General features: G+C 68.6%; 13 protein-coding genes. 10 read left to right on the top strand and 3 right to left on the bottom strand.

The window, feature by feature from the left end:
- Positions 1 to 74 precede the first annotated feature (74 nt).
- Positions 75 to 983: a LysR family transcriptional regulator gene (locus tag AC1D29_RS09115; protein ID WP_477896392.1), complete on the top strand. Its 909-nt coding sequence runs from the start codon at positions 75 to 77 to the stop codon at positions 981 to 983.
- 3 nt (positions 984 to 986) lie between these two features.
- Here AC1D29_RS09115 and AC1D29_RS09120 read toward each other — a convergent pair whose 3' ends face one another.
- On the bottom strand, positions 987 to 1892 hold the full coding sequence (locus AC1D29_RS09120; protein WP_477896394.1) for a LysR family transcriptional regulator: 906 nt from the start codon (positions 1890 to 1892) through the stop codon (positions 987 to 989).
- Positions 1893 to 2073: 181 nt separating this feature from the next.
- Here AC1D29_RS09120 and AC1D29_RS09125 point away from each other — a divergent pair, with 181 nt between their 5' ends.
- Genes AC1D29_RS09125 through AC1D29_RS09150 form a run of 6 tightly spaced genes read left to right on the top strand, consistent with a single transcriptional unit; the run spans position 2074 to position 9178 of the window.
- On the top strand, positions 2074 to 2550 hold the full coding sequence (locus tag AC1D29_RS09125) for a TRAP transporter small permease (RefSeq protein ID WP_477896396.1): 477 nt from the start codon (positions 2074 to 2076) through the stop codon (positions 2548 to 2550).
- Complete coding sequence (locus AC1D29_RS09130; protein WP_477896398.1) at positions 2547 to 3869, top strand: TRAP transporter large permease; 1323 nt, start codon at positions 2547 to 2549, stop codon at positions 3867 to 3869. Before AC1D29_RS09125 ends, AC1D29_RS09130 begins: the two co-directional genes overlap by 4 nt.
- A gap of 20 nt (positions 3870 to 3889) precedes the next feature.
- Entirely contained in the window at positions 3890 to 4921 is a 1032-nt protein-coding gene (locus AC1D29_RS09135; RefSeq protein ID WP_477896400.1) for a TRAP transporter substrate-binding protein, read from the top strand.
- Positions 4922 to 4969: 48 nt separating this feature from the next.
- On the top strand, positions 4970 to 6709 hold the full coding sequence (locus tag AC1D29_RS09140) for a subtype B tannase (protein WP_477896402.1): 1740 nt from the start codon (positions 4970 to 4972) through the stop codon (positions 6707 to 6709).
- A gap of 50 nt (positions 6710 to 6759) precedes the next feature.
- Positions 6760 to 8049, top strand: coding sequence for a gallate dioxygenase (locus AC1D29_RS09145; RefSeq protein ID WP_477896404.1), 1290 nt, complete (start codon positions 6760 to 6762; stop codon positions 8047 to 8049).
- 31 nt (positions 8050 to 8080) lie between these two features.
- Positions 8081 to 9178: a porin gene (locus AC1D29_RS09150; protein WP_477896406.1), complete on the top strand. Its 1098-nt coding sequence runs from the start codon at positions 8081 to 8083 to the stop codon at positions 9176 to 9178.
- A gap of 14 nt (positions 9179 to 9192) precedes the next feature.
- On the opposite strand, the gene AC1D29_RS09155 is transcribed toward AC1D29_RS09150, so the two are convergent.
- Complete coding sequence (locus AC1D29_RS09155) at positions 9193 to 9936, bottom strand: siderophore-interacting protein (RefSeq protein ID WP_477896408.1); 744 nt, start codon at positions 9934 to 9936, stop codon at positions 9193 to 9195.
- 34 nt (positions 9937 to 9970) lie between these two features.
- Between AC1D29_RS09155 and AC1D29_RS09160 the strand changes: the two genes are divergently transcribed.
- Positions 9971 to 10456: a MarR family winged helix-turn-helix transcriptional regulator gene (locus AC1D29_RS09160; protein WP_477896410.1), complete on the top strand. Its 486-nt coding sequence runs from the start codon at positions 9971 to 9973 to the stop codon at positions 10454 to 10456.
- 61 nt (positions 10457 to 10517) lie between these two features.
- The gene (locus AC1D29_RS09165) at positions 10518 to 12095 is read left to right on the top strand and encodes a hybrid sensor histidine kinase/response regulator (RefSeq protein ID WP_477896412.1); all 1578 of its coding nucleotides are present in this window, start codon (positions 10518 to 10520) and stop codon (positions 12093 to 12095) included.
- Between the two features lie 5 nt (positions 12096 to 12100).
- On the opposite strand, the gene AC1D29_RS09170 is transcribed toward AC1D29_RS09165, so the two are convergent.
- On the bottom strand, positions 12101 to 13033 hold the full coding sequence (locus tag AC1D29_RS09170; RefSeq protein ID WP_477896414.1) for a LysR family transcriptional regulator: 933 nt from the start codon (positions 13031 to 13033) through the stop codon (positions 12101 to 12103).
- An 89-nt stretch (positions 13034 to 13122) separates the two neighbouring features.
- On the opposite strand from AC1D29_RS09170, the gene aptA reads away from it, so the two are divergent.
- Positions 13123 to 14469 carry an omega-aminotransferase AptA gene (aptA, locus tag AC1D29_RS09175; RefSeq protein ID WP_477896416.1) on the top strand — a complete coding sequence of 449 codons (1347 nt, stop codon included), beginning with the start codon at positions 13123 to 13125 and terminating at the stop codon, positions 14467 to 14469.
- Positions 14470 to 14478: the final 9 nt, after the last annotated feature.

Below are 14478 nucleotides of genomic sequence, written 5' to 3' on the forward strand. Positions count from 1 at the left end.
GGCTGCTCGCATTCTTGTGAGTCGGCGCTAGTCCAACAAGTTCTGGGCGGCGCTAGCTGCTATTCCTTCCCGGCATGGCCGCTGCGATGATGACGGGCATGAACCTGAACCAGCTGGAGACCTTTGTCCATGTGGCCGAGCACGGCAGCTTCAGCAAGGCGGCGCTGGTGCTGGGCGTGGCTCAGCCGGCGCTGAGCCGGCAGGTGCGCGCGCTGGAGGTGGAGCTGCACGAGACGCTGCTGCTGCGCAACGGCCGTGGCGTGCAGCTGACCGACGCCGGCCGGCGCCTGCTGCAGCATTGCCAGGACATCCTGCATCTGGTCAGCCAGGCCAAGGAAGACCTGCTGGCTCAGCGCAACGAGCCGGTGGGCCACATCAGCATCGCGATGCCACCCACGCTGGCGCGGCTGCACACGCTGGCGCTGATCCAGGCCTTCCAGGCCGAGCTGCCGCAGGCGCGGCTGGCCATCATGGAGGGCTTCTCCACGCACCTGACCGAATGGCTGCTGACGGGCCGCACCGACCTCGCGCTGATCTACAGCCCCGAGCCGCTGCCGTCGCTGGAGATCCTGCCGCTGCGCCAGGAGAAGCTGTGCCTGGTCAGCCCGGCCGGCGAGGCGCCGCCGCGGCCGATCAGCCTGCGCCAGCTGGCGCGCTACCCGCTGGTGATGCCGCAGCGCGGCCACATCTTCCGCAGCCTGATGGAGTCATCCGCGGCGATGGCCGGCGTGCAGCTCAACGTCGTGTGGGAGGTCTCCAGCGTGCCGGCCATCCTGGACCTGGTGGCGGCCGGCATCGGCCACGCGGCCTTGGGCGAAGAGGCGATCCGCGCGGCCGAGCAGCCGGAGCGGCTCGCGATCACACCCTTCGCCGGCAGCGAGATCAGCGCCACGCTGTGCCTGGTGACGCCGGCGCAGAAGCGTGCCACGCCGCTGCTGCAGCGCAGCGCCGCGCTGTTGATGAAGCTGATGCGCCCCGCCTGAACGTCAGCCGGCCGTGCCCGTCAGGTGATGGGCGGCGCGGTGCAAGTGGGCCAGGAAGTGGCGCACGCTGGGCTTGATGGCCGTGTCTGCGCGCGCCAGCGCCACCAGCGTCAGTGCCAGGGCACCTTCTTCCACGGGCACGATCTCCAGATGCTGACTGGCGAACGGGTGCGTCGCAATCTGGCGCGGCAACAGGCCCGCGCAGTTGCCGCTGGCGACGATGGACAGCAGTCCCAGCGTCGAGTTGACGATGGCGCCGGCCGGCGGCGGCTTCATGCCGTGGCTTTCGTACAGCGTCTTCGCGTAGCCCGCGTCGGCCGTGGCGCCGGTGTAGACCCAGGGCGCCTGCGCCAGGTCGGCCAGCCGGCGCGCGCGCGCCAGCGGGTTGCCCTTGCGCACGACGATGACCATGTCGATGGGCATCAGCGTCTCGACGACGAACTCGCCTGCCGGCAGGTGCTCGGGCAGCGGTCCGAGGGCGATGTCGACCTCGCCTTTGCGCAGGCGCGTCAGTTGCGCGATGTAAAGCTCTTCGCTGATGCGCAGCTGGATGTCGGGGAACTCGCGGCCGAAAGTGCGCAGCGTTTCGGGCACCAGCAGCATGACCGCCAGCGGCACGGCACCGATGGACAGCGTGCCCGTCATGCGACCGCCCAGCTGCTGGATCTGGTCCACCGCCTGCGTCAGCTCGCGGTCGGCGGCGATGGCCCGTTCATAGAGGACCATGCCCTGTGCAGTGGCCAGAACGCCCGTTGTCGAGCGCAGCAGCAAGGTGGTGGCCAGCTCGCGCTCCAGCTCGCGAATCATCTTCGTCAGCGCCGGTTGCGACACGCCGATCTGCCGCGCCGCGGCGCGCAGGCTGCCCTGTTCGATGGCGGCCACCAGCGCACGCAAGTTGGTCAGCTTCATGAATTGATGATAACCAGCGGTTATCGCGACCGCTTGCGCAGCATCTTCTGGCGGCAAGGCCCGATTCCTAGACTGCGCCGCAACTTGATCTGGATCAAGTCAAACCAGAGAGATCGCCGCCATCGCAGCGGCACGCGAGGAGACTTCGTTGGATTTACATGACCCCGGCGCGCAGCCTTTGATGCGCCGCTTGGAACGGCTTTGCGACGCGAGCGCCGCCATCGGTGCCCTGGTGCTCAGCGCCGTCGCGCTGATGACGACCTGCAGCGTCATCGGGCGGGCCTTCTTCTCGCATCCCATCCTCGGTGACGTCGAGCTGGTGCAGCTGGGCGGCGCCGTCGTCGTCGCGAGCTTCCTGCCGTACACCCAGTTCCGCCGCGCCAACATCATCGTGGACTTCTTCACCACCGGCGCGAGCGCTTCGGCGCAGCGGCTGATGGACGCCTTCGGCACGGCGCTCTACACGGTCGTGCTGGCCCTCGTCACCTGGCGTGTCGCGGCCGGCGGTGTGTCGATGTACGCGTCGCAGGAACGCTCCATGCTGATGGACCTGCCGCTGTGGATGCCGTATGTGCTGATGCTGCCGGGCCTCGCGCTGTGCGTCGTCATTGGCGCCGTGCAGTCGGCGCAGGTGCTGCGCGGCGAGGTGCTTGCATGAGCACGATGTCCATCGGCCTGTCGATGTTCGGCGCCATGCTGGTGTTGATGGCCGTGCGCGTGCCCATCGCCATCGCGATGTTCGTGCCCGGCGCCGTCGGCTACATCTTCCTGTCGGGGTACGACCCGCTGCTGGCTCATCTCAAGGGCGCCGTCTATGGCCGCGTGTCGGTCTACGACTTGTCGGTCATCCCGCTCTTCATGCTGATGGGCTCGGTGGCCGTGCAGGGTGGGCTGTCCAAGGCGCTGTTCGACTTTGCCAACGCGCTGCTGGGGCGCTTCCGTGGCGGCATGGCCATGGCCGGCGTGCTGGCCTGCGCGGCCTTCGGCTCGATCTCGGGCTCCACGGTCGCCACCACCGCCACCATCGCCCAGGTCGCCTACCCGCAGATGCGCCGCATCGGCTACTCGGGCAGGCTCGCCACCGCCGCGCTGGCGACGGGCGGGACCATGGGCGTGCTGTTGCCGCCGTCGGTCACGCTGATGGTCTACGCCATCCTGACCGAGCAGAACATCACCAAGATGTTCCTGGCGGCTTACGTGCCGGCGCTGATCGCGGCGCTGGGCTACATCGCGGCCATCGCCGTCATGGTGCGCATCAACCCGCAGGACGCACCCGCTGCCCAGGCCGCCTCGCGCGCCGAGGTGGTTGGCACCGCGCTCAAGGTCTGGCCCATCGTCGCGATCTTCGCGGTCGTCTTCGGTGGCATCTACGGCGGCCTGTTCACGGCGACGGAAGGCGCGGCCATCGGCAACGTGATGACCTGTGCCATCACGCTGCTGCGCCGTGAGATGGATGCTCGCAAGTTCGTCGCCGCGGTGCGCACCACGGCCCAGACCAGCGGCATGATCTTTTTGATCTTCATCGGCGCCGACATGATCAACGCGGCGCTGGCCCTGTCGCAGTTGCCCGCGCAGCTCGCCGACCTCGTGGGCCATCTGCAGATCTCGCCGCTGCTCGTGATGGCCGGCGTGATGGTGTTCTACATCCTGCTCGGCTGCGTGATGGACGAGATGAGCATGATCCTGCTCACCGTGCCGACGCTCTTCCCCGTCATCATGGGCATGGACTTCTTCGGCCTGGGCGTGGCGGACAAGGCACTGTGGTTCGGCATCCTGATCCTGACCGTGTGCGAGATCGGCATGATCTTTCCGCCCGTTGGGCTGAACGTCTACATCATGAACGGCCTGGCGCGTGACGTGCCCATGGTCGAGACCTACAAAGGCGTCGTGCCCTTCCTCATCACCGACGGCCTGCGCCTGTCGCTGCTGATCGCCTTCCCCGCCACGGCCCTCTGGCTCGTGCATCTGCTGACCTAGAACAACCCCAGGAGACATCCATGAAATTCAACTTCCTGGCCGCATGCGGCCTGGTTGCAGCCGCCGCATTGCCCGTGCCGGCGCAAGCCCAGGAGGTCACGCTGAAGCTGGCCTTCTTCCTGCCGCCGACCTCGTTCGCGAACACGCTGTTCATCCAGCCCTGGTGCGACAAGATCGCCAAGGAGTCTGCGCAGCGCATGAAGTGCCAGCCGTACCCCTCCATGCAGCTCGGCGGCACGCCGCCGCAGCTCTACGACCAGGTGCGCGACGGCGTGGCCGACGTGGTCTGGACGCTGCCCGGCTACACCGCCGGCCGCTTCCCGAGCATCGAGGCCTTCGAGCTGCCCTTCATGATGCAGAGCCCCGAGGCCACCAGCAAGGCACTGTGGGACTACGTGCAACTGCACGCCCAGGCCGAGTTCAAGGACGTCAAGCCGCTAGCCTTCCACGTGCATGGCGATGGTGTCTTCCACATGGCCAGCAAGCCCGTGAAGATCGCGGCCGACCTGCGCGGCCTGAAGCTGCGTGCGCCCACGCGCATGACCAACAAGTTCATCGCCATGCTGGGCGCGACGCCGGTCAGCATGCCGGTGCCACAGGTGGGTGACGCGCTGTCCAAGGGTGTCATCGACGGCGCCGTCGTGCCGTATGAGGTCGTGCCCTCGGTCAAGCTGCAGGAGCTGGCCAAGTTCCACAGCGAGACCGACCCGGCCGAGCCGGCCTTCTACACGTCGACCTTCATCTTCGCGATGAACAAGGCCAAGTACGAGTCCCTGCCGGCCGACCTGAAGAAAGTCATCGACAACAACAGTGGCCAGGCGCTGTCCGGCCAGATCGGCAAGGCCTTCCTGCAGGCTGACCACGAGGGCAAGAAGCTCGTGTCCGCGGCCTCCGTTAACGTGATCCCGGCGAGCGAGCTCGCCGCCTGGAAGCAGCTCGGCAACAAGCTGGCCGCCGACTGGGTCAAGGACATGGACGCCAAGGGCCTGTCCGGCGCCAAGTTGCTCGACGACGCCAAGGCGCTGATCGCCAAGCACGTGGCGGCCCGCTAACTCACCCAACCACCCGCGATGCCCGACCCGAGGCCCGGAGACAAACCCATGATCAAACCCTTCAAGCGCCACCCGCTGGCACTGCGCGTCGCCATCGCCTGCGCCGCCGTGCTGCCCGCCGCCTGCGGCGGCAGCAACCCGGATCCTGTCGCCGCCGAACCCGCGCCGGCCGTTGTCGACGCCGAAGACGCCGCGCTCAAGTTCGACGCGGCCAAGTACACGACGGTCAATGTCACCGTCGACGGCGTGGCCGTGAAGCTGCGCCAGTACCGCATCGTCTATGTCGCCAAGCCCGTCAAGATGCTGCTGACCCAGTTCACGCTGGGCGGCTTCGGCACGACGACGCTGGCTGACCCCTACGCCTACCAGACCATGATCGTCTCGGTGCCGGAGGACAAGGTCTCCGACCAGAAGACGGCGCTGTACTTCCTCGTCAACAACGCCGGCTGGTGGGCCAGCCCCGTGGCGACGTCGATCACCGAAGGCAAGGCCTTCGTCAGCACCAGTGACACCGACAACGTCGGCGCGGCGCTGAAGGCCGGCTATGTGTTCGTCGATGTCGGCACTCGCAGCCGCGGCGGTGCGGTGGCCGAGGACGGCCGCTTCACCGGCAAAGCGCCTGCGCCGGTCGTGGACGCGAAGGCGGCCATCCGCTACCTGCGCCTGAACGACGCGCTGATGCCCGGCTCGGCCGATCGCATCGTCGTCAGCGGCACTAGCGGCGGCGGCGGCCTGACCTCGGCCGTGGCGGCCAGCGGCAACAGCGCCGACTACCTGCCCTACCTCGACGAAGTGGGCGCCGCCGGCCTCAAGGGCTCGGGTGCCAGCCTTGCCAGCACGATCAAGGACGACGTGTTCGCGGCCGTCGCCTACTGCCCCATCAACAACCTCGGCAACGCCGACGCCGGCTACGAGTACGAGTACAGCGCCGTTCGCAGCGACAGCAACACCGGCGCGCTCGGTGGCGTGGCCTACACGGCCGGCCTGCAGCCGGCGGCGTCGACCGCCATCGCCGCCAAGTTCGCCGCTTACGTGACGGGCCTCAACCTGAAGAACGATGCCGGCGCCGCGCTGACCGCGCAAGGCCTGCGCGACGCCACCCAGGCCTTCGTCAAGGCCGAGGTGGAACACCAGATTGCCAAGGGCACGGCGGTGCCGCAGCTGGGCGGCAACTTCGTGACGACGCGCGCGACGCTCGCCAACGACTGGCTCACGCTCGGCGGCACGGGCACCAGCGCCACCGTCACCGGCATCGACTACGCCAAGTTCGTCAAGTACGTCGCCACCAACCAGGCGCTCAAGACCGTCGTGGCGTTCGACGCGGTCGGCGTCACCGGCAATAAGAACGCGTCCACGGGCGCCTGGAACATCAGCGGCGAGACCAACCTGTTCGGCTCGGCGACCGCGCGCTATGCCAACTTCACCGAGTGGAGCTGGAACAACAACGCCGCCACCGGCGACAGCTCGGGCACCGATGACACCGGGTTGAGCTTTGCGCAATACACGGCGCTGAGCGCCAACACGCTGGCCACGCAGATCAAGCTCATCAACCCGCTGGCCTACCTGGGCACCGCGGCCGACAGCGCGCCCTACTGGTATGTGCGCCACGGCATGGTGGACCGCGACACGGCGTTCTCCATGCAGACGCTGCTGTATTTCGCGATCAAGAACGACACGTCGGTCAAGGACGTGAACTTCAAGTTCCCCTACCTCGTGCCGCACAGCGGCAACTACGACGTGCAGGAAGCCTTCGCCTGGATCAAGGCGAAGTTGGACGCCAACCCCTAAGCAACCACGGACGGCGGCGGGCTCGGCGCCCGCTGCCAGCGGTACACACCATGGCCCAGATCATCGGCGGCATCGCCGCTTCCCACACGCCGACCATCGGCTTCGCCTTCGACCGCGACAAGCAGGACGACCCGGCCTGGGCCCCCATCTTCGGGGCCTTCGCACCGGTGCAGCAGTGGATCGCCGACCGCAAGCCCGACGTGCTGCTGCTGATCTACAACGACCACGTCACGTCCTTCTTCTTCGACCACTACTCGGCCTTCTCCCTCGGCGTGGGCGAGCGCTGGGCCGTGGCGGACGAAGGTGGCGGCGCGCGCGACCTGCCTGCTGTCGAAGGTCATCCGGCATTTGCTGCCCACATCGGCCAGTCGCTGATGACCGACGAGTTCGACCTATCCTTCTTCCAGGACCGCGGGCTGGACCATGGCTGCTTCTCGCCCTTGTCCGTCATGTGCCCGCACGAGCCAGCCTGGCCCGTGCAGCTCGTGCCGCTGCAGATGGGCGTGCTGCAGTTCCCCATCCCGAGTGCGCGGCGTTGCTACAAGCTCGGCCAGGCGCTGCGCCGCGCCATCGAAAGCTATCCAGAAGATCTCAAGGTCGCCATCGTCGCTACCGGCGGCCTGTCGCACCAGGTGCATGGCGAGCGCGCCGGCTTCAACAACACCGAGTGGGACGCGCGCTTTCTCGACCTGTTCGAGCGCGACCCCGAGGCGCTGGCCGACATGACGCATGCCGAGTACGCCGCGCTCGGCGGCTTCGAGGGCTCGGAGGTCATCATGTGGCTGGTCATGCGCGGCGCGCTCGCGTCGCAGGTCACCTGCCTGCACCGCGACTATTACCTGCCGTCCATGACCGGCATCGCGACAGCCATCTACGAGCCCGTCGAGCAGGCGCTGCCGCCCGCCGTGCTGCAGCGCCACCGCGCCCGCATGGCCGAGCAACTCAGTGGCATCGAGAACCTGCCGGGCACCCACCCCTTCACGCTGGCACGCAGCGTCAAGGCCTACCGGCTGAACCGCTTCCTGCACGGCCTCGTCATGCCCGACGTGCGCGCGGCCTTCCTGGCGGACGAAGAAGCGGCTTTCGAGGCTGCCCAACTGCCCGAGGTCGAACGCGATCTCGTGCGCCGCCGCGACTGGCGCGGCCTGATCCACCACGGCGTCATCTTCTTCATGCTGGAGAAGCTGGGCGCCGTGATCGGCGTGTCCAACCTTCACATCTACGCCGCCATGCGCGGCGAGACGCTGCAGGACTTCCAGCGCACGCGCAACACCCAGGCCCTCTATTCGGTCGCCGGCAAGCAGGCCGGTGAGCTGGACTGGAACCCGGCCAAGACCTGATCCCCCATCACATCAACGAGGAGACATTCGCATGATCAAGAAGACCTACGCACTTGCGCTGCTGGCGCTGGCCTCTGCCGCCCACGCCCAGACCAACGTCACCATCTACGGCATCCTGGATGCGTCGGTGGAGCACCTCAGCAACGTCGGTGCCGGCGGCGCCAACCTCACGCGCATGCCCGGCCTGACCGGGGGCATCTCGCCGTCGCGCCTGGGCTTTCGAGGCACCGAGGACCTGGGCGATGGTCTCAAGGCCGTCTTCACGCTGGAGCAGGGCCTGGGCGTCGACAGCGGCACGCTGAACCAGGGCGGCCGCGCGTGGGGCCGCCAGGTCTTCGTCGGCCTGCAGGGCGGCTGGGGCACGGTCTCGCTGGGCCGCCAGTACTCGATGCTGTTCTGGTCGCAGCTGGATGCCGACATCCTGGGCCCGGCCATGTTCGGCTCCGGCTCGCTGGACAGCTATCTGCCCAACTCGCGCGTGGACAACGCGATCGCCTACCGCGGCACGTTCAGCGGCTTCACGGTCGGTGCCACCTACAGCTTCGGGCGTGACGCCGTGAACGCCGGCCCCAGCCCCTCGGGCACCAACTGCGCCGGTGAGAGCAGCACCGACACCCAGGCCTGCCGCCAGTGGTCGGTGCTGGCCAAGTACGACACGCCGGCCTGGGGCGTGTCGGCGGCGGTCGACGAGATCCGCGGCGGTGCCGGCGCCTTTGCCGGCCTGACCAGCGGCGCGCTGACCGACCGCCGCTCCACCGTGGCCGGCTGGGTCAAGTTCGGCCAGGTCAAGCTCGGCGCCGGCGTCATCGACCGCAGGAACGAAGCCAGTGCCACGACGCCCAAGAGCCAGCTCTGGTACGCGGGTGCGTCATACGCCGTCACGCCCGCGTTCTCGCTGGACGGCGAGGTCTTCAAGCTCGACTACCGCAACACCGCCAACCAGGCCACGCTGTTTGCGCTGCGCGGCGTCTACACGCTGTCCAAGCGCACGGCCGTCTACGCCACGGCCGGCCGTATCGACAACGACGGCACGCTGGCCTTGGGGGTCTCCAACGCCGCCGCCGGCAACGGCCCGGCCGCGGGCAATGGCCAGACGGGCCTTGCATTCGGCGTCAGGCACAGCTTCTGACGGCGCCGGCCTGGTCAAGCCTCCAGCGTCTCGTGGAAGGCCGTGGCGCCGGCCTTCCAATACGCCGCCACCTTCAGCGACTCCTTGGTCAAGCCCTTACCGACCAGCAAGGCCCTCACCTGAGCCATGACGGCAGACTCGCCGGCGGCCCAGGCGAAGCCGTCGCCCTCGGGCAACGCCAGCGCCGCGACGGTGGACAGCAGCGTTTCGGTGCTGTCCGCCCAGTGCAGGTCCAGCTGAGCGGCCGTGGTGAGTGGCCTGCGGTCGGCCGGGTCGCTGACGTGCAGCACGACCAGCGCGCGTGCGTCGGCAGGCAGTTCTTCCAGGCGGCGGTGCACGGCGGGCAGCGCCGAAGCGTCGCCGATCAGCAAGTGCCAGTCGTAGTCGGCCGGGATGATCATGGAGCCGCGCGGGCCGCCGACCGCCAGGCGCTGCCCGACCGCGGCTTGGCTGGCCCAGTCCGAGGCGGCGCCGGCGCCGTGCATGGCGAACTCGATCGTCAGTTCGCGGCGCTCGCGGTCAAAAGCGCGCGGCGTGTAGTCGCGGCGCGCCGGCTCGGCGGCGGTCTCGTCGAAGAACAGCTTCACGTGGTCGTCGAAGGAGTCTGAGCGAAAGCTGGCGAGGGAATCGCCGTGCAGCGTGATGGCGACGAAGTTCGGACTGACCTGTTCGACGCGCGTGACGTCGAGTTCCCGGCGCAGCAGCTCGTGGCGGACGCGCTGGATGCGGCGGACGGGAGAGGTGGTGGGATCGGACATGCGGCAGGGACGTTGGTTGATAATGTCATCCATCATGCGCAAACAAGTTGATATTGTCAACAATAAATCCGACCTGCCCGAAGAGGTCGTGGAGAGCGTCCACACGGTCATGCACCTGTTCCGCTCGCTGCAGTTCCAGGCCTTGAAGGAAGCCGCGCATGACCTGAGCCACATGGAAGCCAAGACGCTGGGCTTCTTCGCCTCGCGGCCGGGGGCGACGCAGAGCGAGCTGGTGCAGCACTCCGGGCGCGACAAGGGCCAGGTGGCGCGGTTGATCGCGGGCCTGCGCGAGCGTGGCCTGCTGGAGGCCGGCGCCGATGCGGCCGACAAGCGCAGCGTGCGCCTGCAGGTCAGCGCCTCAGGCAAGGCCTTGCAGCAGCAGGTGCGAAAGCAGGCGCAGCGGGTGTCGGCGCAGGCCGTGAGCGGGCTGGACGAGGCGGAGTGCCGGCAACTGCTAGCCCTGCTGGCCAAGTTGCGCGAGAACCTGGAGGGCGACGGCCCGCCGGACGCCGAATCCTGATCGCAGACAAACGCCCGGCGCACGGAGACAATCGACTGCAACCCAGCCAGGTCAGTGCGCCATGTCTTCGTCAGGGTCTCCGTCGCCGCCACCTGAAGCACCCGATGCGGAGGCGGACTCGCGGCAGGAGGCGCGCTTTCGGGCCATCACGGGCCTGTCCTGGGATTACTACTGGGAAACCGACGAAGACCATCGCTTGACCGAAATCGCCGGCAACCCGGAGCGCATGGCTTCGCTGGACACGACGAGCGCGCTTGGGCACCGCCCCTGGGACGCCGTTCCGCCGGAGGAAGCCAATGCCGACTGGCTGAGGGCCCACCGCGAGACGATCGCCCGGCATGAGCGCTTCCGCGATCTGGACATCGCCTTCACCTCGCGTGACGGCGTCTGGCACGTGGATCGCATCAGCGGCGAGCCCCGCCATGACCGCGACGGCACCTTTCTTGGCTACCGCGGCACAGGGCGGGACGTCACGGAGATCCACCTCGCCGAGCGCACGCGGCGATCACTCGAAGCCCAACTGCTGCAGTCGCAGAAGATGGAATCGCTCGGCGTGCTGGCCGGCGGCATCGCGCACGACTTCAACAACCTGTTGGGCGGCATCCTCGGCAATGCGGCGCTGGCCTTGCGCGCCGGGTCGATGGAGGGGCGCGCGCGGCTCGTCGCCGAGATCGAACGGGCGGGCCGGCGCGGCCGGGCGTTGGTGCAGCAGATCCTCACCTTCGCCCGCCGCACGGAGCGCACGCCGGAGCCGACCGACCTCGACGCGTTGGTGGCCGAAACGCTCGGCCTGCTGCAGGCCAGCCGACCCGCCGGCACGCGGCTGTTGGCGGTGCGCAGCGGCTCCCCGGTGGTCGCCCTCGTCGACCCCGTGCAGATGCACCAGGTGCTGATGAACCTCTGCACCAACGCCTGGCACGCGTTGCCCGAAGGGGTGGGCACGGTGACGGTCGGCACGGACCGGATGCCGCCCCAGGCGCATACCGGCGCCGGGCCTGCAGGCTGGGTTCACGCGTGGGTGCAGGACACCGGCGTCGGCATGGCCCCCGACACCACCGCGCGCATTTTCGAGCCCTTCTTCACGACGCGTGCCGTCGGCAAGGGCACGGGTCTGGGGCTGTCCGTCGTGCACGGCATCGTCGCCGGCCACGGCGGTGTCCTCGAGGTGGACAGCACACCGGGTGTGGGCACGACCTTCCATCTGTGGCTGCCGGCCACCGACGCCGCGCCGGCTGCCGCCGCGCCTGAGAACGCCGTGCCGCCGGGGCAGGGCGAGCATGTGCTCTACGTCGACGACGACGATGTGATGACGCTCGTCGTGGAGCAGTTGCTGGTGCACGCGGGCTACCGCGCGACGAGCGTTCGCGACCCGGCCCGCGCGCTGGCGCTGCTGCGCGAGGAGCCGCTCGTGTTCGACGCCGTCGTCACCGATTTCGACATGCCGCTGTGCAATGGCCTGGACCTGGCGCGCGACATCCTCGCGAGCCGGCCGGGTCTACCGGTGGTGCTGGCCTCGGGCTCCATGGCCGAGTCGCTGGAGGCCAGCGCGCATGCTGCCGGGGTGCGTGCCGTGCTTGCCAAGGAGCGCACGGTGGAAGACCTGGCCCGCCGCCTGGCCGAGGTGTTCGGCCGCGCCTGAGTCCGTCAGCCTCCCGGGGTCGGGTGCGCTGCTTCGAGCGCCTGCAGCAGCGTCCACGCCGCCCGCGTGGGCGCGGGGTCGCGACGGTGGATGCAGGCAAAGCTGCAGTCGTAGCTCAGCTCGTCCACGGACACGGCTTGCAGGCGACCGGCGTCGACGAACGGCTGGGCGTAGTGGTCGGGCAGGAAGCCGACGAAGCAGCCGGTCAGGATCAGCGTCGCCACGCCCTCCTGGTCGGACGCCGTGGCGGCCCGCTCCAGCTTGCGCTTGTGCGTGAGCGCGAGGTTGGGTGAGTGATAGCCCAGGCCGGCCAGCGCTTGGCGCCGCAGGTCGGCCCATGTCCAGTGCCGGCCGGCCGCGAACCAAGGGTGGCCGCTGCCGGCGTACAGGTGCATCTGCTCGCCGAACAGCGGCCGGTAGGCCAGGCTGTCCGAGCGCCGGTGCTCGGGGATGACGCCGACCTGGAACTGGCCCGACAGCACGCCCTGTTCGATGTCGGTGATGGTGCCGACGTGGATGTGCAGCTTCACGCCGGGCGCCGCCTGGTGGAACTGCGCCAGGGCCTTGTCGATGTGGCAGGCGGGGTTGCTGACGGTCTTCTCGAACAGCGCCAGGTGCAGGTCGCCGCCGATCTGGTGGTGGATCTCTTCGAGCCGGGCACGGAAGTCGGTCGTGGCGGACAGCAGCTGCAACGCCGCGGCGTACAGCTCGGCGCCTTCGGCCGTCAGCGCAAAGCCGGCGCGGCCGCGGCGGCACAGCACCAGGCCCAGGCGCTCCTCCAGGTCCTTGATCTGCCGGCTGATGGTCGGCATGCCGACGTTGAGCTCCAGCTCCGCCGCCGCCATGCCGCCGCATTCGACGACGGCCTTGAAGACGCGCAGCAGGCGCAGGTCGACGTCGGCGATCTGGCCAGGAATGTTCGCGGTCTTTGGTTTCATCTGACGGCAAGTAGACATGGCGATGTTGTCATTGTCTACAAGCATCGGCAGGAGCACGATGGCGGCGCAAACCACTCGCAAGAGACGCCATGACGCTCACCGCAGACAAAGACCGCCCTGAAGGCTGGATGGACGCCCACTGGATGCCCTTCACCGGCAACCGGCAGTTCAAGGCCAACCCGCGCATCCTGACCGGCGCCGCCGGCGCCTACTACCGCACCGACGACGGCCGGCAGATCTTCGACGGCCTGTCGGGCCTGTGGTGCACGGGCCTGGGTCATGCCCGCACGGAGATCGTCGACGCCGTCAGCCGCCAGGTGCGCGAGCTGGACTATTCGCCCGCCTTCCAGTTCGGCCACCCGCTGTCCTTCGAGCTGGCCAACAAGATCGTCGAGAAGATGCCCGCCGGCCTGAACCGCGTGTTCTTCACCGGCTCGGGTTCGGAGTCCGCCGACACGGCGCTGAAGATGGCGCGGGCCTACTGGCGCGTGAAGGGGCAGGCCACCAAGACGCGGCTGATCGGCCGCGCCAAGGGCTATCACGGCGTCAACTTCGGGGGCATCTCGGTCGGCGGCATGGTGGGCAACCGCAAGCACTTCGGCCAGGGTGTCGAGGCCGACCACCTGCCGCACACCCAGCCGCCCAACGGCAGCTTCTTCAAGGGCATGCCGCCGCAGGAAGGCCCCATGGGCGCAGCGCTGGCCGACGAGCTGCTGCAGCTGATCGCGCTGCACGACGCGAGCAACATCGCCGCCGTCATCGTCGAGCCCTTCTCCGGCTCGGCCGGCGTCGTCATTCCGCCGGTGGGCTATCTGCAGCGGCTGCGCGAGATCTGCACGGCGCACAACATCCTGCTGATCTTCGACGAGGTCATCACCGGCTTCGGCCGCGCCGGCGCGTGGACGGGCGCAGAGGCCTTCGGCGTGACGCCCGACATCCTGAACGCCGCCAAGCAGATCACCAACGGCGTGCAGCCCCTCGGTGTGGTGGTGGCCAAGCAGGAGATCCACGACGCCTTCATGGCTCAGGGCGGGCCGGACTACATGCTGGAGTTCCCGCACGGCTACACCTACTCGGCCCACCCGGTCGCCTGCGCAGCGGGCATCGCCTCATTGGACCTGCTGGAAAGCGACCATGCGCTGGAGCGCGTGAAGGCGCTGGCGCCCAAGTTCGAGGCCGCCGTCCATGGCCTCAAGGGCGCCAGGCATGTCGCCGACATCCGCAACTACGGCTTGGCCGCCGGCATCACCGTCGCGCCGCTGCCGGGCGAGCCGGCCAAGCGCCCGTACGACATCGCCATGGCCATGTACGCCAAGGGCTTCTACGTGCGCTACGGCGGCGACACCATTCAGCTCGCGCCGCCTTTCATCAGCACCGAGGCGCAAATCGACACGCTGGTCTCCGCGTTGGGCGACTGCTTCAACGCCACCCCCTGAACAACCACT

The organism is Roseateles sp. P1_C6 (assembly GCF_056406315.1).

Excerpts from the sequence above, each read along its gene's own strand:
- AC1D29_RS09145 (WP_477896404.1), top strand. The coding sequence starts at position 6,760 with ATGGCCCAGATCATCGGCGGCATCGCCGCTTCCCACACGCCGACCATC.
- AC1D29_RS09135 (WP_477896400.1), top strand. The coding sequence starts at position 3,890 with ATGAAATTCAACTTCCTGGCCGCATGCGGCCTGGTTGCAGCCGCCGCA.
- AC1D29_RS09160 (WP_477896410.1), top strand. The coding sequence starts at position 9,971 with ATGCGCAAACAAGTTGATATTGTCAACAATAAATCCGACCTGCCCGAA.
- AC1D29_RS09165 (WP_477896412.1), top strand. The coding sequence starts at position 10,518 with ATGTCTTCGTCAGGGTCTCCGTCGCCGCCACCTGAAGCACCCGATGCG.
- AC1D29_RS09140 (WP_477896402.1), top strand. The coding sequence starts at position 4,970 with ATGATCAAACCCTTCAAGCGCCACCCGCTGGCACTGCGCGTCGCCATC.
- AC1D29_RS09150 (WP_477896406.1), top strand. The coding sequence starts at position 8,081 with ATGATCAAGAAGACCTACGCACTTGCGCTGCTGGCGCTGGCCTCTGCC.
- aptA (WP_477896416.1), top strand. The coding sequence starts at position 13,123 with ATGACGCTCACCGCAGACAAAGACCGCCCTGAAGGCTGGATGGACGCC.
- AC1D29_RS09125 (WP_477896396.1), top strand. The coding sequence starts at position 2,074 with ATGCGCCGCTTGGAACGGCTTTGCGACGCGAGCGCCGCCATCGGTGCC.
- AC1D29_RS09115 (WP_477896392.1), top strand. The coding sequence starts at position 75 with ATGGCCGCTGCGATGATGACGGGCATGAACCTGAACCAGCTGGAGACC.
- AC1D29_RS09120 (WP_477896394.1), bottom strand. The coding sequence starts at position 1,892 with ATGAAGCTGACCAACTTGCGTGCGCTGGTGGCCGCCATCGAACAGGGC.
- AC1D29_RS09155 (WP_477896408.1), bottom strand. The coding sequence starts at position 9,936 with ATGTCCGATCCCACCACCTCTCCCGTCCGCCGCATCCAGCGCGTCCGC.
- AC1D29_RS09170 (WP_477896414.1), bottom strand. The coding sequence starts at position 13,033 with ATGAAACCAAAGACCGCGAACATTCCTGGCCAGATCGCCGACGTCGAC.
- AC1D29_RS09130 (WP_477896398.1), top strand. The coding sequence starts at position 2,547 with ATGAGCACGATGTCCATCGGCCTGTCGATGTTCGGCGCCATGCTGGTG.